Source organism: Pseudomonas sp. SGAir0191 (assembly GCF_002812565.2).
In the GTDB taxonomy this organism is placed as follows: Bacteria; Pseudomonadota; Gammaproteobacteria; order Pseudomonadales; family Pseudomonadaceae; genus Aquipseudomonas; species Aquipseudomonas parafulva_B.
The window spans coordinates 4,775,560-4,792,609 of sequence record NZ_CP025035.2; the positions used below are offsets into that span (position 1 = coordinate 4,775,560).

The window sequence follows — 17,050 nt, forward strand, 5'->3', positions numbered from 1 at the left end:
AATTGAGTCTGTTGCCAAGTGAACACCCTGTAGCCACTATAGGGTCAAGCGAATGCCAGGAGTTTTCAACATGAAGATCGGCGACCTTGCCAAGGCGACGGACTGCGCTGTGGAGACCATTCGTTATTACGAACGCGAAAAGCTCCTGCCTGAACCTGCGCGCAGCGAGGGCAATTACCGGGTGTATACGCAAGCGCATGTCGAGCGCCTGACATTCATCCGCAACTGCCGCACGCTGGACATGACGCTCGATGAAATCCGCAGCCTGCTGCAGCTGCGTGACAGCCCCCAGGCCTCGTGCGGCAGCGTGAATGCCTTGATCGACGAGCATATCGAGCACGTCCAGGCCCGGCTCGATGGGTTGGTGGCATTACAGGCGCAACTGATGGATTTGCGAAGACGCTGTAACGAGGAAGGCGCGCAATGCGCCATTCTGCAGCAGCTGGAAACCAACGGCGCTGTGACGGTGCCGGATATCGAGCATTCACATGTTGGGCGTAGCCATGGGCATTAGTGGGCGTGACTAGCCTGCCGGAACAATTGTCTTGCACCGCACCTGAGGGCTAGCGGATTTCGGGTAGGAGCGCCCCGGCTAGGCCGCTCCGAGGTCGTGCACCGGGGGTATGAAGGGGATCCCTCAGACCGCCATCGGCGCCGTCATCGGGGCATGATGCTCATACCCTTCGAGCCAGAAATCACTTGGCTCGATCTGCTCAAGCCACTGCGGCTCGTACTTGCCTGTGTCGGCGAACGCCGGGACCCGATCGCTTATCACCAGTTTGGGCGCTTCCAGCGGCTCGCGCTTGAGCTGCTCGTTGAGCATGTCCAGGTGGTTCTCGTACACATGGGCGTCGCCGATGAAATAGGTGAACCAGCGCGGCGTGTAGCCGGTCAGCCGGCCGAACAGCGCCAGCAATGCCGCTCCTTCGGTGAGGTTGAATGGTGTACCCAGGCCAAGGTCGTTGGAGCGGATGTAAAGCGTCAGTGAAAGCTCGCGCGTTTCCACGTTGGGGTGGAACTGGTAGAGCAAGTGACAAGGCGGCAGGGCCATTTCATCCAGCTGGGCGCAGTTCCAGCCGTGGAACAGGATGCGTCGGCTGCCAGGATCGTTGGCGATGGTGTCCAGGCACTGGCGGACCTGATCGATGGCCTTGTACAGGATGACAAACGCCACGCCATCCTCTTCATCCTGGGCAATCTGCCGGAAGCCGGCCTTTTCCGCCATCTCGATCGCGGCCTGATTGCTCAGGGCGATGCGCTTGTAGCCCGGCCATTGCCGCCACTGTACCCCGTAGATCTCGCCCAGGTCGTCATGGCCCTGGCGGAACGGGTTGGCCAACCACTGGGCATTTTCGTTGGCGTTCTGGTCCCAGACCTTGCAACCCAACTCACGGAATTGGCCGGCGTTGCGAACCCCGCGCAGGAAGCCCACCATTTCGCCGATGGCCGACTTGAACGCCAGCTTGCGCGTGGTGATAGCGGGGAAGCCCTTCTGCAGGTCGAAGCGCAGCATCGCCCCTGGCAGGCTGATGGTGCGGATGCCGGTACGGTTTTCCTGCAACGTGCCGTTTTCGATAACGTCGCGGACCAGGTCCAGATACTGTTTCATGGCTTACCTGTAGCTAGACGGCAGGGGATCGCCCCTGCCGGGAGAGTGATCAGGCGGGTGTCGCCGTAGGCTTGCGATTATAAGCCCACCAGATGAGCCCAAGGCCAGCCACGATCATGGGGATGCACAGAATCTGACCCATGGTCAGCCATCCCCACGCCAGGTAACCGAGCTGGGCATCCGGCACCCGCACGAACTCGACGATGAAACGGAAAATACCGTAGAACAACGCGAACATTCCGGAAACTGCCATGGTTGGCCGAGGTTTGCGCGAGTACAGCCAGAGAATCACGAACAGTGCCACGCCTTCGAGGGCGAACTGATACAGCTGCGAAGGGTGGCGCGGCAACTGCGCCGGGTCGCTGAACGGCGGGAAGATCATCGCCCATGGCACATCGGTCGGTTTGCCCCACAGCTCGGCATTGATGAAATTGCCGATACGCCCGGCACCCAGGCCGATCGGCACCAGCGGGGCGACGAAGTCCATGAGTTCGAAGAACGACTTGTTGTTGCGCTTGCCGAACCACAGTGCAGCCAGCATCACGCCAATGAAACCGCCGTGGAACGACATGCCGCCTTTCCAGACCTCGAAGATCAACGTCGGGTTGGCCAGGTACGCGTGCAGGTCGTAGAACAGCACATAGCCCAAACGTCCCCCTACGATCACGCCCATCGACAGCCAGAAGACCAGGTCGGAAAGCTTTTCGCGGCTCCAGGTAGGGTCGAACCGGTTGAGGCGGCGGGTGGCCAGCAACCAGGCCCCGCCAATGCCGATCAGGTACATCAGGCCGTACCAATGGATTTTCAGCGGTCCGATGGCCAGTGCCACGGGGTCTATCTGCGGGTAAGGCAGCATTTAACATCCTCTCGATTCAAATCAGAAAGCTCAGGCCTACACAGAACAACAGGGCCGCAAACAGGCGCTTCAACAGGCGCGGTGACAGTCTGTGAGCCAGCCGCGCCCCGTAACGTGCGAAAAACATGCTGGTCACGGCGATGCCGACCATCGCCGGCAGGTAGACGTAACCGACGCTGTGCGGCGGCAGCTGGGGTTCATGCCAGCCCAGCACCATGAAACCCGCTGCACTGGCGATCGCAATGGGCAGGCCACACGCTGACGACGTCGCGACGGCCTGCTGCATGGGCAGGCTGCGCCAGGTCAGGAAGGGTACGGTCAGCGAGCCGCCACCGATGCCGAAAATGGCCGAGGCCCAGCCGATCACGCCACCCGCTGCCACCCGTGCAGCCTTGCCGGGCACACCGCGGCTGGCCTTGGGCTTGAGGTCCAGTGCCATCTGCGCGGCAATCACCAAGGCGAAGACGCCAATGATCTTCTGCAGCATGGGCCCCTGGATCAACGACGCCGTCTTGGCCCCGACACCAGCACCCAGCAGGATCCCCAAGGTCATCCAGGCAAAGATCGGCCATTGCACCGCGCCTTTGCGGTGATGCTCGAGTACGGCGTTGATGGAGGTGAAGACGATGGAGGCCAGGGATGTGCCTACCGCAAGGTGCGTCAACACAGAAGCGTCAAAGCCCTGCAACGTGAAGCTGAACACGAGCACAGGCACGATGATGATGCCCCCGCCCACGCCGAACAGGCCGGCCAGCACCCCCGCACATGCACCTAAAATCAGATAGAGCACGAATTCCATTCGGCTTCCCCGAGAAATCAATCCGGCATGGTAACGGAAGCTGGGTTCGCGGCTCTAGTGAAGTCTGTGTCAGGTTGGATCTGTCCCGCTGCCTGGGTACAGTGGAAGAAAACACAGGACCCGAAGAATGTGCCTGATCGTATTCGCGTGGCGGCCAGGGCATGCCCTGCCCCTGATCGTGGCGGCCAACCGTGATGAGTTCTACGCCCGCCCTACCCTGGCGTTGGCACCGTGGGAAGAGGCGCCGCAGGTGTACGCCGGTAGGGACCTGGAGGCTGGCGGGACTTGGCTGGGGATCGGCCCGCAGGGACGTTTCGCCGCGTTGACCAATATCCGCGACCCCAGGCAGGCACTGGGATCGCGTTCGCGTGGCGAGTTGGTGGCCGCTTTTCTGAAGGGAGAGCAAACCGTGGAGGCGTATCTGGCTCAGGTGGCCAGCCGAGCCGACCAGTATTCAGGGTTCAACCTGCTCATCGGCGATGACCATGCCCTGGGGTACGTCAACGCCAGGGAAGCAGCGCCACGCCTGCTTGAGGCAGGGGTGTACGGGCTTTCCAATGCGCAGCTTGATACCCCATGGCCAAAACTGGTCAAGGCGCGCAGCCGCCTGGAGGGGTTATTGGAAAAGCCCGATCCAGAGCAACTGCTGGCACTGTTGGCCGATGACGAGCCTGTAGCCGACGCCCAGTTGCCGGAAACGGGTGTTGGCCTGGCAACCGAAAAACTATTGTCGAGCGCGTTCATCGCCAGTCAGAACTACGGCACACGCGCCAGTACCGTGCTGATCGTCGATGATCGAGGACAAAGGCAGTTCATCGAACGCAGCTTCGGCCCGTTCGGGTCCCTTATCGGGGAGGTGAAACGCTCGGTTTGATCACGTAGGCCGGCCTTGTGCACAGGTTAACGCACAAGGCGCCAGCACACGCGGCGCTCAGAGCGGCTTGTTGGCTCCAGGCCCGATCATCCGTGCAAGCCCGAGGTTCTTCAGTGCCAGCTGCAGCGAGCTGTGGATGACCTGCGGGTTGTCATGGCTCAGCGCCTCTTGCAGCAGCTCCTTGGCCTTGCTCATGTTCACCTGGCGCAGCATCCACTTCACCTTCGGCAGGTTGGTAGCGTTCATCGACAGGCTGTCGAAGCCCATGGCCATGAGCAAGATGGCAGCGGCCGGGTCGCCCGCCATTTCGCCGCAGATACTCACCGGCTTGCCTTCGGCATGGGCATCACGGACCACAGTGTTGACCGCCTGCAGTACGGCTGGATGCAGGTAATCGTAGAGGTCGGCCACCCGGGGGTTGTTACGGTCCACAGCCAGCAGGTACTGGGTAAGGTCGTTAGAACCCACCGACAGGAAGTCCACTTGCCGCGCAAGTTCCCGGGTCTGGTACACCGCGGCCGGGATTTCCACCATCACGCCCACCGGCGGCATCGGTACATCGGTGCCTTCGTCACGCACCTCGCCCCAGGCGCGGTGAATCAGGTGCAGCGCTTCCTCGAGTTCGTGAATGCCGGAAATCATCGGCAGCAAAATCCGCAGGTTGTTCAAGCCCTCGCTGGCCTTGAGCATGGCGCGCGTCTGCACCAGGAAGATCTCGGGGTGGTCGAGTGTGACGCGAATGCCACGCCAACCCAGGAAGGGGTTCTCTTCCTTGATCGGAAAGTAGGACAGCGCCTTGTCGCCCCCGATGTCCAGCGTGCGCATGGTCACGGGCAGTGGATGGAAAGCCGCCAGTTGTTCGCGGTAAATCGCCAACTGCTCTTTTTCGCTGGGGAAGCGCTGGTTGATCATGAACGGCACTTCAGTGCGGTACAGGCCTACCCCTTCGGCGCCACGCTGCTGGGCGCGGGCCACGTCGGCCAACAGGCCGGTATTGACCCACAGCGGCATGCGATGCCCGTCAGGGGTAACGCAGGGCAGCTCGCGCAAGGCGTCCAGGCCCTGGGCCAGCTGGCGCTCTTCCTCGACCACGTCGCTGTACTGCTTGCGCAGCACCTCGCTGGGGTTGGTGAAGACCTCCCCTTTGTAGCCATCGACGATCAGCTCGATGCCATCGACCTTCGAATAGGGCAGGTCGACCAAGCCCATGACGGTCGGAATGCCCATGGCGCGGGCCAGAATGGCCACGTGAGAGTTGCCCGAGCCTAATACCGAGACCAGGCCCACCAGCTTGCCTTCGGGCACTTCGCCCAACATGGCCGGGGTCAGCTCTTCGCTGACCAGAATGGTGTTGTCGGCATAGACCAAAGACTGCGAGCGTGCCTGTTGCAGGTAGGCGAGCAAGCGTCGGCCCAGGTCCTTGACGTCGGAGGCCCGCTCGCGCAGGTAATCGTCATCCATCAGTTCGAAGCGGTTGACGTGCTCGCCTACCACCTGGCGCAGTGCGCCCTGCGCCCATTGACCCGTCTTGATGACCTCGCGCACCTCGCCGCCCAGGGCAGCGTCCTCGAGCATCATCAGGTAGACATCGAATAACGCCCGCTCTTCGGGACGCAGTTGGGTGGCCAGCTTGGCCGACAACTTGCGCATGTCGGCACGCACCCCTTCGAGGGCCGCATGGAACAGGTGCAGTTCGGCGTCGATGTCCTCGACCGTCTTGTCCGGGACCACTTCCAGGTCGGCCGGTGGCAGCATCACCACGGCCCGCCCTACGGCAGCGCCAGGGGAGCCAGGCACACCGACGAATCGCGCTTCCTGGATGCCTTTGCCCTGGCGACCCAAACCGCGAATCGAGCCAGTGGCCTCGGCGTGGGCGATCACCCCAGCCAGTTGCGCACTCATGGTCACCAGGAACGCTTCTTCGCCCTCATCGAACTGGCGACGCTCGCGCTGCTGAATGACCAGGACACCCACTACGCGGCGGTGGTGAATGATCGGGGCGCCCAAGAAGGAGGCGAAGCGCTCCTCGCCGGTCTCGGCGAAGTACCTGTAGCGCGGGTGCGCGGCGGCATCTTCGAGGTTAAGGGGTTCTTCGCGGGTGCCTACCAGCCCGACCAGGCCTTCGTTGGGGGCCATGCTGACCTTGCCGATCGAGCGCTTGTTCAACCCTTCGGTGGCCATCAACACGAACCGGTTGGTTTCCGGGTCCAGCAGGTAGACCGAGCAGACCTGGCTGGCCATGGCCTCTTTGACACGCAAGACAATGATCCCCAACGCCGACTTGAGATCTTTGGCGGAGTTTACTTCCTGGACGATCTTGCGCAGCGTATTGAGCATGGCTCGGGGTCGAACTCCGTCGTCAGTCGCGCGTCAGAAGACGCGGTGCTAGCTCTTTCAGGGCGCGCCGATAGACCTCGCGCTTGAATGTCACAACCTGGCCCAGCGGGTACCAGTAGCTCACCCAGCGCCAGCCATCGAACTCCGGCTTGCCGGTCAGGTCCATGCGCACCCGTTGCTCATTACTGATCAGCCGTAACAGGAACCACTTCTGTTTCTGGCCGATGCACAACGGTTGGCTGTGGGTGCGCACCAGTCGCTGGGGTAAACGATAACGCAACCAACCACGGGTGCAGGCAAGAATTTCCACATCGTCGCGTTCAAGGCCAACTTCTTCGTTCAGCTCGCGGTACAGGGCATCTTCTGGCGTCTCGTCAGGGTTGATACCGCCCTGTGGAAATTGCCAGGCATCCTGGTTGATCCGTCGAGCCCATAGCACCTGCCCGGCATCATTCGTGAGAATGATCCCGACATTGGGGCGAAAACCATCCGGGTCGATCACGGCAGCAACCTCGCAAACGCATGTCACCGCATTGTTCCACAAAGCCTGCGAGCGCAGCAACGCGCCTGCGGTGCTTATATACCGTCAGCGCTATGCAAGTGTGTGAACCAGGCTTTGCCGGCAGGCAATCAGTGGATGCCTTGGCGAAGATCAGACGGGCTTGGCGCCCATCAGCCCGGCGATGGACAGCAGGCACACGGCACTGAATACGGCCAATGCCAGCGTTAGCCGCATACTCTGTGCAGGTGTCCTGCGCAGCCGCTTCAGGCGCACTACTAGCCATACCCAGGCCAACGCGCTCACGGTATACAGCGCAGTCGACGCCAGTAGCCAGGTCTGACCCAGCGGCCAACCTACCAGGTGCACCAGCCACCAACCGGTAAACGGCAGGCTGAACAGGCTGATACCCATCACCAGCCAGACGAAGACCAAGGGCCGTTGCATCAGCCTGCCATACACCGCCCCGTTGCCCTGCCGGCGGGCACGCATCGTCCAGATCGCCATGCCCAGCGCACTAAGCAACAACAGTGCGGTGCCGATCACGTGCAAGGCTTTGAGGGTGTTGAGGTGTTCCATGTCACTCGTCCTGGGCCGGTGGCGTTACAAGGGCTGCGAGCGGAAAAGCCCGCCAGGCTGCGCCGCCTGTTCACTGCGAAGCGGCGCGCCCCTGAGCAAGAGCTTAGCCGTTCAGCCAAGGAACAGCGTGTAGGCCGGGTTTTGGGTTTCATCCCAGTAGGGATAGCCAATCTGGGCCAGCGCGGCCGGCACCAGGTGGCGCTCGTCCTCAGGCACCTGCAACCCCGCCACCACACGGCCATCTGCCGCGCCGTGGTTACGGTAGTGGAACATCGAAATGTTCCAGCGCCCGCCCAGTTTGTCGAGGAAGTTGAACAGGGCCCCTGGCCGCTCGGGGAATTCGAAGCGCAGCACCATTTCATCGCTCGCCCCGGCCGAGTGCCCACCCACCATGTGGCGAATGTGCAATTTGGCCAGCTCATTGTCGGTCAGGTCCGTGACCGGGAAGCCCTGGTCGATCAACTGTTGCACCAGTGCCGCGCGGGGGTCGTTTTCCGGGTGGGTCTGCACGCCCACGAAGATGTGCGCCTCATCGGAGGTATGCTTGCGGTAGTTGAATTCGGTGATCTGGCGCTTGCCCACCGCCTCGCAGAAGGCCTTGAAGCTACCGGGACGCTCCGGGATGGTGACCGCGATGATGGCTTCGCGCTTTTCACCCAGTTCTGCCCGCTCCGCGACATGGCGCAGGCGGTCGAAATTGACATTCGCCCCGGAATCGATGGCGACCAGTGTCTGGCCGCTGACCCCGTACATCTCCACGTATCGCTTGATGCCCGCCACGCCCAGTGCCCCCGCAGGCTCGGTAATCGAACGGGTATCGTCGTAGATGTCCTTGATCGCCGCGCAGATTTCGTCGGTGCTGACGGTGATGACTTCGTCCACGTGATGGCGGCAGATGTCGAAGGTGTGCTGGCCAATCTGAGCCACCGCCACGCCATCGGCAAACAACCCGACCTGCGGCAGCACCACCCGCTCGCCAGCGGCCATGGCGGCCTGCAGGCAGTTGGAGTCGTCCGGTTCAACGCCAATGACCTTGATTTCCGGGCGCAGGTACTTCACGTAGGCGGCGATGCCGGCGATCAGGCCGCCGCCGCCGACCGGCACGAAAATCGCGTCCAGCCGACCGGGGTGCTGGCGCAGGATTTCCATGGCCACGGTGCCCTGGCCAGCAATGGTATGAGGATCATCGTAGGGGTGGATGTAGACGAAGCCTTTTTCATCGACCAGTTTCAGCGAATAGGCCAATGCCTCGGGGAACGAATCACCGTGAAGGACCACTTTGCCGCCGCGCGAGCGCACGCCTTCGATCTTGATTTCAGGCGTGGTCTTGGGCATCACGATGGTGGCCTTGATGCCCATTTCCCGTGCGGCGAGGGCCAGCCCCTGGGCATGGTTGCCAGCCGAGGCGGTGACCACGCCGCGAGCCAGCTCTTCTGCGGTCAACTGCGCCAGCTTGTTGTAGGCCCCGCGGATCTTGAACGAGAACACCGGCTGCAGGTCTTCGCGCTTGAGCAGGATCTGGTTGCCCAGGCGTTTGCTCAACTGCCCGGCGCTGTGCAAGGGGGTTTCGACGGCAACGTCATAGACGCGCGAGGTGAGGATCTTCTTGACGTACTGTTCGAGCATCGGGAAAGCATCACTGGCCGCGGGACAAGGGCTCGGAGTCTACCCCAGCGTTACGTCGGACGACCACAGCCAAGCCGCGCTTGCCGCTATACTGGTCGCCTTTACATCCGCCCTGCCCCATCTCGGAGCCCGCATGACCCAGGACCAACTCAAACAGGCCGTTGCCCAGGCTGCCGTCGACTTCATTCTGCCCAAGCTCGATGACAAAAGCGTCGTTGGCGTGGGCACCGGTTCGACCGCCAATTTCTTCATCGACGCCCTGGCGCAGCACAAGACGGCCTTCGACGGCGCGGTCGCCAGCTCCGAAGCCACGGCCCAGCGCCTCAAGGGCCATGGCATCCCGGTCTACGAGCTCAACAGCGTCAGCGAGCTGGAGTTCTATGTGGACGGCGCCGATGAAAGCGACGAACACCTGAACCTGATCAAAGGCGGTGGCGCGGCCCTGACTCGGGAAAAGATCGTTGCTGCCGTGGCCAAGACGTTCATCTGCATCGCCGATGGCAGCAAGCTGGTACCGGTTCTGGGCAACTTCCCGTTGCCGGTGGAGGTCATCCCGATGGCCCGCAGCCATGTTGCTCGTCAGCTGGTAAAGCTTGGCGGCGACCCGGTTTACCGTGAAGGCGTGATCACGGACAACGGCAACGTTATCCTCGACGTGTACAACCTGCAGATCACCGACCCGGTAGCGCTGGAAGCCCAGATCAATGCCATCGTGGGCGTGGTTACCAATGGCCTTTTCGCCGCACGGCCTGCCGACCTGCTGCTGCTGGGCACTGCCGAGGGCGTGAAAAGCCTGAAGGCCGAGTAACCATGCAAGCCGGCATGCCCGGGTACGGTTGCGCCGACCGGGGCTTGCCGAACGCCGACAAGGTCACGGCGCCGGCTGCTTGAATACGTAGAACAGGTTCGGCTCACTGACCATATAGATGGTCCCGGCCTCGTCCATCGCAATGCCCTCCGCCTGCGGGACTGTCGCTTTGAGCCCCTGGAACCCTTTGCGCAATGACAAGGTGCTCAGTGGCCGCCCCTGCACATCCAGCTCCAGCACCAGGCGCGATTCATCCGACAGCGCCAGCAGGTGCCCACTACGCTCGTCGAACTGCAGGCTCGACAGATCGCGCACGAACAGGCGCGAATCACGCTTGCGGTCCTGGACCACGTTTACGGCATAGGGTTGTTGCGGATCGTTATGAGGAAACCCGTGCACTTCGTAGATGAGCATCGGGTCGCGCTCCTTGGCCACGAACAGCCGCTTGCCCACCGAATCGAAGGCCAGCCCTTCGAAACCCTTGTTACCGTTAAGGCCGATGCCTAAGGTCAATTGCTCTGCCTGGGCAGCGTCCAGGGATGAGGTGTCGTCGGTGAGCCGCACACGGATCAGCCGCTGTTGGCGCTCGTCGGTAATCACGTAGTTATTCGGACCGATGTACTCCACCGCCTCGGGGTCACCGAAACCGTGCAGCGCGATGCGTCGCAGGATTCGCCCATCCAGCGACAGCTCGATCAGCTCAGAGCGGGCGTTGGTCACGGTGAACAGGCTTTTGCGGTCAGGGTCGTAGGTCAGCGCCGAGACATCGTCATCCAGCCCTTCGATTGGCCGCCCCTCTACCACCACCTGGTAGCGATTCAGGCCAATGCTTTGCTCGGCCGGTTGCCACCACGTGGTGAGGTTGAACCAGGCACGTTCGAACAGACGAAATTCCTGCCCGATCCAGCCCAGCAACAGCAGGCATAGGACGACAGGGACCAGTGACAGACGCAAATAACGGTGCATGAAGGCAGACTCGACGGAGGATGGCGAATCTAACCACAAACAACTGAAATAAAGCTTAATGCCATCATGCAAATAGCAGGAAAAACCTACCCTTTGGTGAAGCGATAGAACAATGCCGGTTCGCTGACCATGTACAGGGTGCCCTGGTCATCCATTGCCACGCCTTCGGCCCTAGGAATGGTGTGCTGCAGACCATTGAAGCCCCCCAGCAAGGTCATGAAGCTGACCTGTTCACCCTGCTCGTCCAGTTCCAGCAGCATGTTGGAATCGGCAGACAGCGCCAGCAGGTGCCCCGTTCGCGGATCAATGCCCAATGCCGACAGGTTTCGCAGGTCGAGCGAATCACTGGGCAGCGGCGTTTTTTTGCCCGTCAGTTGGCCTTGCCCATTGGAATTCCATTCATACAGGCGCGGCGGCCGCTCCTCGCCGATGACCAGCCGCTGTTTCGACGCGTCCCAGACCACGGCTTCGTAGCCCTTGTTGCCATTTTGCGACGCCCCCAGGTCGTGGCTGGGGAAATCCGCGTGGTTGAGCGCGGTGGTGGTGGCATCGACTTTCACCACGGTCAGGTCATGCAGCCGCTCGTCCGTGATTGCCAGGTAGCCGCCGTCCATGACAGTGACGCCTTCCGGGTTTGCCCAGCCATTGAGGGGAATATTGCGCAGCACGTCGCCGTCCAGGTTCAGCTCGGTGAGGAAGGGTTGCTTGCCCATGACGGCGAATAGCGTGCGGGTGCTGGGGTTGTACGTGAGGTCCGATGCTTCGTAGTCGGCCATTTCCGGCAAGGGCTTGGCGTCGATATCCACCGTGTAGTCCGGCAGCCACACGCTTTCACTGCGCTCGGCCGTGCTTTCGAAGCCTTCCTTGACCCACAACGCTGCCCGATCGTCCCAATGCATGGCGAAGGCCACGCCATAGGCAATCACCACTGCCACGGCCAGGCCGAACGGCCAGCGCAGGTAGAACGGGCGCTTGAAGGAGGCAGGGGCGTTTGATTGCATCGAGACGTCCTGGGGAGAAAGGCGAAGGTCTGCGCATTATCCAGAAGACGTGTGAAAAAACAGTCAACCCGCTAGGGCGATTCGCAGATGACGCGGGGATGGGCCGCCTGATCGGTGACTCGGCCAAGGCGGATCATCCGCAAAAAGTCAGGTGGGTGCTGGCTTAGAGCACCCGGCTCTCGAACCGGCTAACCCCTGGCAGCTCCAGGACCACGTCATCGCCCACGTTGAAGGGGCCTACGCCTGCTGGTGTGCCGGTCAGGATGACGTCGCCGGCCTGCAGCGAAAACTGCGCAGCCATGTGCTGGATCATGGGCACGATCGGGTTGAGCATCATTGCACTGGAGCCGTCCTGGCGGACTTCGCCGTTGACCGTCAGGCGCACCGGGATGGCCGTGATGTCTTCGAAGCTGGCGGCAGACACAAAGGGCGGCAACACGCAGGCGCCGTCGAAACACTTGGCCAACTCCCAAGGCAAGCCCTTTTCCTTGAGCTTGGCCTGCACGTCCCGCAGGGTCAGGTCCAAGGCCGGCGCAAATCCGGAAATGGCATCGAGTACCTCCTCCTGGCTTGGCCGCGTGGACAACGACTTGCCCAGCAACACCGCGATTTCCACCTCGTAGTGCACCGACCCGCGTTCGGCAGGAATCTTGAACCCGCCTTCGGCCGGCACCACGCAACTGCCCGGTTTGATGAACAGGAGGGGTTCGGTCGGTATGGGATTATCCAGCTCCTTGGCATGTTCGGCGTAGTTACGCCCGATGCATACCACCTTGCCCAGTGGAAAATGAATGCGCGTGCCGTCTGCATACTGGTGCTGGTAGTTCATGGCCACTCCTCTGGATACTGCTTTTTATTCAGGTGCGAAGATCTTACCCGGATTCATGATGCCCGCAGGGTCGAACACGGCCTTGATTGCTTTCATGCAGGCGATTTCTTCACGGGACCTGCTGTAGCCCAGGTAATCGCGCTTGGTCATGCCCACACCGTGCTCGGCGGAGATCGAACCCTCGTAGCGCTGGACGATCTCGAACACCCACTGGTTGACCTCGGTGCAGGACGCGAAGAAGTCATCCTTGCTCATGTGCTCGGGCTTGAGGATGTTCAGGTGCAGGTTGCCGTCGCCGATGTGCCCGTACCAGATCACCTCATAGTGGGGGTAATGCGCCTGGACGACGGCATCGATGTCGCGCAGGAATGCCGGCACTTTCGAGACGGTCACGGAGATGTCGTTCTTGTACGGTGTCCAGTGCGAAATGGTTTCGGACAGGTATTCGCGCAGCTTCCACAAATTCTTCAGCTGCGTCTGGCTCTGGCTCATCACGCCATCGAGCACCCAACCTTGCTCGACACAGTGTTCGAAGGTAGCCAAGGCTTCGTTGGCCACCGCATCGGTGCCGGCCTCGAACTCCAGCAAGGCATAGAACGGGCATGGTGTTTCGAAGGGCGCAGGCACATCACCACGTGCCAGGATCTTGGCCAGGCCCTTGTCGGAGAAAAACTCGAACGCCGTCAGGTCCAACCTGCCCTGAAAAGCGTGCAGTACAGGCATGATCGAGTCGAAATCAGGCGTGCCCAACACCATGGCGGTGAGGTTGCGCGGTGCGCGGTCCAGGCGCAGGGTGGCCTCGACCACGAAACCCAGCGTACCTTCGGCGCCAATGAACAGCTGGCGTAGGTCGTAGCCGGTGGCGTTCTTGATCAGGCCCTTGTTCAATTCAAGCAACTCGCCGCTGCCGGTGACCACCTTGAGGCCCGCGACCCAGTTGCGGGTCATGCCGTAGCGGATCACCTTGATACCACCGGCATTGGTGCCGATGTTGCCGCCTATCTGACTGGAGCCACTGGAGGCGAAGTCCACCGGGTAATACAGGCCCTGCTCCTCGGCGAACGCCTGCACCTGCTGGGTAATGACCCCTGGCTGGCAGACCACGGTACGGTCGAAGGCGTTGAAATCCAGGATGCGATTCATGTAATCGAAGGCGACCACCACCTCCCCGTTGGCGGCCACGGCGCCCGCGGACAACCCGGTACGCCCGCCGGAAGGCACGAGCGCCACACGATGGGCATTGGCCCAGCGCACGATGGCCTGCACCTGCTCGATTGTCCGGGGCAGGACGATGGCGCTGGGCGCAGGCGGGTAATGGCGTGTCCAGTCCTTGCCATAGGCTTGCAGGGATTCGGGGTCGGTCAACACCTTGCCGGGGTCGACCAGGGTCTTCAACTCATCCAATACAGCGGGCTGGGTCATCGCCTGAACTCTCGCTTTATTCATGGTCACCCTGAGCACGCTTCACCTGTCGGGATAAGCTCAGATTGTGTCGCGTATGCTAGCATAGCGCCCCCGCTGTTCATGCTAGAGCTGCCCACGGGCACCTGGCATCACCCTCGCCACTTTTCTCCGGGATACAGGTTTACGCAGATGAGCAAGACTTCTCTCGACAAGAGCAAGATCCGGTTCCTTCTTCTTGAAGGTGTACACCAGAACGCAGTCGATACCCTGACGGCTGCCGGCTACACCAACATCGAATACCTCACTGGTTCGTTGCCCGAAGCAGAGTTGAAGGAAAAGATCGCCGACGCGCACTTCATCGGCATCCGCTCACGTACCCAATTGACCGAAGAAATCTTCGACTGCGCCAAGAAACTGGTCGCCGTCGGTTGCTTCTGCATCGGTACCAACCAGGTCGACCTGGAAGCTGCCCGTCAGCGCGGTATCGCAGTGTTCAACGCACCGTACTCCAACACCCGTTCGGTAGCCGAACTGGTGCTGGCCGAAGCCATCCTGCTGCTGCGCGGCATTCCGGAAAAGAACGCCTCGTGCCATCGTGGCGGCTGGATCAAGAGCGCAGCCAACTCCTTCGAGATTCGCGGCAAGAAGCTGGGCATCGTCGGTTACGGCTCCATTGGTACCCAACTGTCTGTACTGGCCGAAAGCCTGGGCATGCAGGTGTACTTCTTCGATCCGCTGACCAAGCTGCCGCTGGGCAATGCTGTCCAGGTGACCAGCCTGCACGAATTGCTCGGCCTGGCCGATATCGTCTCGCTGCACGTGCCTGAGCTGCCCTCCACCCAGTGGATGATCGGCGAGAAGGAAATCCGCGCGATGAAAAAAGGCGCCATCCTGATCAACGCTGCCCGCGGCACCGTGGTCGAACTCGATCACCTGGCCGCGGCCATCAAGGACAAGCACCTGATCGGCGCTGCCATCGACGTGTTCCCGGTCGAGCCACGCTCCAACGATGAAGAGTTCGAAAGCCCGCTGCGTGGCCTGGATAACGTGATCCTCACGCCGCACATCGGCGGCTCCACTGCCGAGGCCCAGGCCAACATCGGCCTGGAAGTGGCCGAGAAGCTGGTCAAGTACAGCGACAACGGCACCTCGGTGTCGTCGGTCAACTTCCCGGAAGTGGCCCTGCCTGCTCACCCTGGCAAGCACCGCCTGCTGCACATCCACGAAAACATCCCGGGTGTGCTCAGCGAAATCAACAAGGTGTTTGCCGAAAACGGCATCAACATCTCGGGTCAGTTCCTGCAGACCAACGAGAAAGTGGGCTATGTGGTGATCGACGTCGACGCCGAATACTCGGACCTGGCGCAGGAGAAGCTGCAACAGGTCAAGGGCACCATCCGCTCGCGCGTACTGTTCTAATACGCAGCAAGCGTGGATCGAGGGAGGCCCAGGTGGCCTCCCTTTTCGTTATGGCCCACCACGGCGGCGGGCGGCGAGCACGAAAAAATCCAGGCTGCACATCAAACAATGCCGCGACTTCAGGGTCATAGGCTGCGCTCGACCATGGCGAGGAAGAAAGCCATGGCGACGGTTATTCATGGGTAAACGAAAAGGGGCATTCATGCGTTCGACCATAGGGGTACTGCTGGCGGTACTGATCAGCCCATTGGCTCAGGCAGAGCTGCTGGACGAAATCGCCGATCGCGGTGAACTGCGTATCGCCGTCCAGGGCGACAACGCGCCATACGCTTTCAAGCAGGATGATCACCTGACAGGGTTCGATGTGGAGTTCGGTCAGGCCCTGGCCTCAGAACTCGACCTGCGCGTGGAATTCGTCGAAACACCCGAAGCGCAAACCCTGCCCGGCGTCGAAAGTGGCAAATACGACATCGCGTTGCTGCCTGTCACGGCAATAGCGCAAGGTGATAGCCCGCTCGACACCAGCCTGCCCTTTGGCAAGCACCAGCTTGTGGTGCCGTTCCAGAAGGACAACCCCGCCTTCGAAAGCGCCGTGAACAATGCGCTGCAACGCCTGAAGGACAGCGGTCGTACGGCCGAACTGGAACACAAGTGGCTTGCCGACGAGCAGCAGGCCGCAGCGACTCAATAGCGTGCCGCAATCAAACGAGGCAGGCGCTGATCAGCATGCCCGGCCGTTCAGAACGGGTCATTGCCGCGGCGTCTGAACCAGCCAGTCAAGGACAGGCGTTCACGACCGGCCGGCAGCACCTCGTGAGGGACTTCGCCGGACAGGAAGACCACCAGGCACCCTGCGACGGGCTGAACATCGTGCTCCACCCCATCGGCCAGGAACATGCGCAACTGCCCACCGTCTGCGGGCGTCCAGTCTTCGTTCAGGTAGAACACGGCCGACACCATGCGCCGGTCGTCATCGCGAAAACGGTCCAGATGCCGTTTGTAGAAAGCGCCGGGTGGATAAAGGGCGAAGTGGCATTCGAAGTCTTCCAGGCCCAGGAAAAGCCCCTGGTTGATTGCCAGGCGCAGTTGATCCATGGCTGCCAGGTACTGGTCGCAGGCGTGCGCCTGGCCTGGATCGATCCACTGAATCTGATCCCCACGGATGGCCTCGCGCACCTCTTGGGACGGCCCCCGTCCAATCCCTGCGGGGTTGAGCTCCCCTTGGGCGTAACGGCGTCGGCATTCGTTCGCCAGCGCGCCGACCAGGTCCGCCGGCAGGAACAGTACCTGTTGGGACCAGCCATGGGTGGCCAGATCGTCGACGACGGCGGCAAGCATTGGGTAGGGGGGGGAAATGTGCATGGCGCATGATATCCATTCGCCCCTTCGGCGCACAGCGCCACTTGGCTGAGAAGCGCGTGGATATCTCGACAAACCAACGCCG

General features: G+C 61.5%; 17 protein-coding genes. 5 read left to right on the plus strand and 12 right to left on the minus strand.

From position 1 onward, the window contains the following. Window positions 1-70 precede the first annotated feature (70 nt). On the plus strand, window positions 71-514 hold the full coding sequence (gene cadR, locus CWR53_RS21460) for a Cd(II)/Pb(II)-responsive transcriptional regulator (RefSeq protein ID WP_100852450.1): 444 nt from the start codon (window positions 71-73) through the stop codon (window positions 512-514). 123 nt (window positions 515-637) lie between these two features. On the opposite strand, the gene CWR53_RS21465 is transcribed toward cadR, so the two are convergent. Genes CWR53_RS21465 through CWR53_RS21475 form a run of 3 tightly spaced genes read right to left on the minus strand, consistent with a single transcriptional unit; the run spans window position 638 to window position 3,264 of the window. After that, the gene (locus tag CWR53_RS21465) at window positions 638-1,609 is read right to left on the minus strand and encodes a thymidylate synthase (RefSeq protein WP_100852451.1); all 972 of its coding nucleotides are present in this window, start codon (window positions 1,607-1,609) and stop codon (window positions 638-640) included. Between the two features lie 49 nt (window positions 1,610-1,658). Further along, entirely contained in the window at window positions 1,659-2,465 is an 807-nt protein-coding gene (gene lgt, locus CWR53_RS21470) for a prolipoprotein diacylglyceryl transferase (RefSeq protein ID WP_058602872.1), read from the minus strand. 16 nt (window positions 2,466-2,481) lie between these two features. Further along, window positions 2,482-3,264: a sulfite exporter TauE/SafE family protein gene (locus CWR53_RS21475; protein WP_058602871.1), complete on the minus strand. Its 783-nt coding sequence runs from the start codon at window positions 3,262-3,264 to the stop codon at window positions 2,482-2,484. A gap of 127 nt (window positions 3,265-3,391) precedes the next feature. Here CWR53_RS21475 and CWR53_RS21480 point away from each other — a divergent pair, with 127 nt between their 5' ends. Next, a complete protein-coding gene (locus CWR53_RS21480; protein WP_058602870.1) occupies window positions 3,392-4,138 on the plus strand; it encodes an NRDE family protein in 747 nt (248 codons plus the stop codon). A 57-nt stretch (window positions 4,139-4,195) separates the two neighbouring features. On the opposite strand, the gene ptsP is transcribed toward CWR53_RS21480, so the two are convergent. The 4 genes from ptsP to ilvA all read right to left on the minus strand — a co-directional run bounded on the left by ptsP (window position 4,196) and on the right by ilvA (window position 9,179). Next, a complete protein-coding gene (gene ptsP / locus CWR53_RS21485; protein WP_023532652.1) occupies window positions 4,196-6,475 on the minus strand; it encodes a phosphoenolpyruvate--protein phosphotransferase in 2,280 nt (759 codons plus the stop codon). Between the two features lie 22 nt (window positions 6,476-6,497). Beyond that, window positions 6,498-6,977 (minus strand): RNA pyrophosphohydrolase, encoded by a 480-nt coding sequence (locus CWR53_RS21490; RefSeq protein WP_023532670.1) that lies wholly within the window; start codon window positions 6,975-6,977, stop codon window positions 6,498-6,500. A gap of 150 nt (window positions 6,978-7,127) precedes the next feature. Continuing rightward, window positions 7,128-7,553, minus strand: coding sequence for a DUF2269 domain-containing protein (locus CWR53_RS21495; RefSeq protein ID WP_100852452.1), 426 nt, complete (start codon window positions 7,551-7,553; stop codon window positions 7,128-7,130). Between the two features lie 111 nt (window positions 7,554-7,664). Then, the gene (ilvA, locus tag CWR53_RS21500) at window positions 7,665-9,179 is read right to left on the minus strand and encodes a threonine ammonia-lyase, biosynthetic (RefSeq protein ID WP_058638157.1); all 1,515 of its coding nucleotides are present in this window, start codon (window positions 9,177-9,179) and stop codon (window positions 7,665-7,667) included. A 133-nt stretch (window positions 9,180-9,312) separates the two neighbouring features. Between ilvA and rpiA the strand changes: the two genes are divergently transcribed. After that, entirely contained in the window at window positions 9,313-9,987 is a 675-nt protein-coding gene (gene rpiA, locus CWR53_RS21505) for a ribose-5-phosphate isomerase RpiA (protein ID WP_058638158.1), read from the plus strand. A gap of 63 nt (window positions 9,988-10,050) precedes the next feature. Here rpiA and CWR53_RS21510 read toward each other — a convergent pair whose 3' ends face one another. From CWR53_RS21510 to CWR53_RS21525, 4 genes are all read right to left on the minus strand, one after another. Then, window positions 10,051-10,953 (minus strand): SdiA-regulated domain-containing protein, encoded by a 903-nt coding sequence (locus CWR53_RS21510; RefSeq protein ID WP_100852453.1) that lies wholly within the window; start codon window positions 10,951-10,953, stop codon window positions 10,051-10,053. A gap of 86 nt (window positions 10,954-11,039) precedes the next feature. After that, the gene (locus CWR53_RS21515) at window positions 11,040-11,954 is read right to left on the minus strand and encodes an SdiA-regulated domain-containing protein (RefSeq protein WP_100852454.1); all 915 of its coding nucleotides are present in this window, start codon (window positions 11,952-11,954) and stop codon (window positions 11,040-11,042) included. A gap of 163 nt (window positions 11,955-12,117) precedes the next feature. Next, window positions 12,118-12,783, minus strand: coding sequence for a fumarylacetoacetate hydrolase family protein (locus tag CWR53_RS21520; RefSeq protein WP_058602864.1), 666 nt, complete (start codon window positions 12,781-12,783; stop codon window positions 12,118-12,120). Window positions 12,784-12,807: 24 nt separating this feature from the next. Beyond that, entirely contained in the window at window positions 12,808-14,205 is a 1,398-nt protein-coding gene (locus CWR53_RS21525) for an FAD-binding oxidoreductase (protein WP_100852455.1), read from the minus strand. Between the two features lie 171 nt (window positions 14,206-14,376). Here CWR53_RS21525 and serA point away from each other — a divergent pair, with 171 nt between their 5' ends. Continuing rightward, window positions 14,377-15,606, plus strand: a complete 1,230-nt coding sequence (gene serA, locus CWR53_RS21530; protein ID WP_058602862.1) for a phosphoglycerate dehydrogenase — start codon at window positions 14,377-14,379, stop codon at window positions 15,604-15,606. A 202-nt stretch (window positions 15,607-15,808) separates the two neighbouring features. Next, window positions 15,809-16,297: an ABC transporter substrate-binding protein gene (locus tag CWR53_RS21535; RefSeq protein WP_058638162.1), complete on the plus strand. Its 489-nt coding sequence runs from the start codon at window positions 15,809-15,811 to the stop codon at window positions 16,295-16,297. A 47-nt stretch (window positions 16,298-16,344) separates the two neighbouring features. On the opposite strand, the gene CWR53_RS21540 is transcribed toward CWR53_RS21535, so the two are convergent. Next, a complete protein-coding gene (locus tag CWR53_RS21540) occupies window positions 16,345-16,968 on the minus strand; it encodes a 2OG-Fe(II) oxygenase (protein ID WP_100852456.1) in 624 nt (207 codons plus the stop codon). Window positions 16,969-17,050: the final 82 nt, after the last annotated feature.

Coding starts and splice junctions, on each gene's coding strand:
- cadR (WP_100852450.1), top strand. CDS start 71: ATGAAGATCGGCGACCTTGCCAAGGCGACGGACTGCGCTGTGGAGACC.
- CWR53_RS21465 (WP_100852451.1), bottom strand. CDS start 1,609: ATGAAACAGTATCTGGACCTGGTCCGCGACGTTATCGAAAACGGCACG.
- lgt (WP_058602872.1), bottom strand. CDS start 2,465: ATGCTGCCTTACCCGCAGATAGACCCCGTGGCACTGGCCATCGGACCG.
- CWR53_RS21475 (WP_058602871.1), bottom strand. CDS start 3,264: ATGGAATTCGTGCTCTATCTGATTTTAGGTGCATGTGCGGGGGTGCTG.
- CWR53_RS21480 (WP_058602870.1), top strand. CDS start 3,392: ATGTGCCTGATCGTATTCGCGTGGCGGCCAGGGCATGCCCTGCCCCTG.
- ptsP (WP_023532652.1), bottom strand. CDS start 6,475: ATGCTCAATACGCTGCGCAAGATCGTCCAGGAAGTAAACTCCGCCAAA.
- CWR53_RS21495 (WP_100852452.1), bottom strand. CDS start 7,553: ATGGAACACCTCAACACCCTCAAAGCCTTGCACGTGATCGGCACCGCA.
- ilvA (WP_058638157.1), bottom strand. CDS start 9,179: ATGCTCGAACAGTACGTCAAGAAGATCCTCACCTCGCGCGTCTATGAC.
- rpiA (WP_058638158.1), top strand. CDS start 9,313: ATGACCCAGGACCAACTCAAACAGGCCGTTGCCCAGGCTGCCGTCGAC.
- CWR53_RS21510 (WP_100852453.1), bottom strand. CDS start 10,953: ATGCACCGTTATTTGCGTCTGTCACTGGTCCCTGTCGTCCTATGCCTG.
- CWR53_RS21515 (WP_100852454.1), bottom strand. CDS start 11,954: ATGCAATCAAACGCCCCTGCCTCCTTCAAGCGCCCGTTCTACCTGCGC.
- CWR53_RS21520 (WP_058602864.1), bottom strand. CDS start 12,783: ATGAACTACCAGCACCAGTATGCAGACGGCACGCGCATTCATTTTCCA.
- CWR53_RS21525 (WP_100852455.1), bottom strand. CDS start 14,205: ATGACCCAGCCCGCTGTATTGGATGAGTTGAAGACCCTGGTCGACCCC.
- serA (WP_058602862.1), top strand. CDS start 14,377: ATGAGCAAGACTTCTCTCGACAAGAGCAAGATCCGGTTCCTTCTTCTT.
- CWR53_RS21535 (WP_058638162.1), top strand. CDS start 15,809: ATGCGTTCGACCATAGGGGTACTGCTGGCGGTACTGATCAGCCCATTG.
- CWR53_RS21540 (WP_100852456.1), bottom strand. CDS start 16,968: ATGCACATTTCCCCCCCCTACCCAATGCTTGCCGCCGTCGTCGACGAT.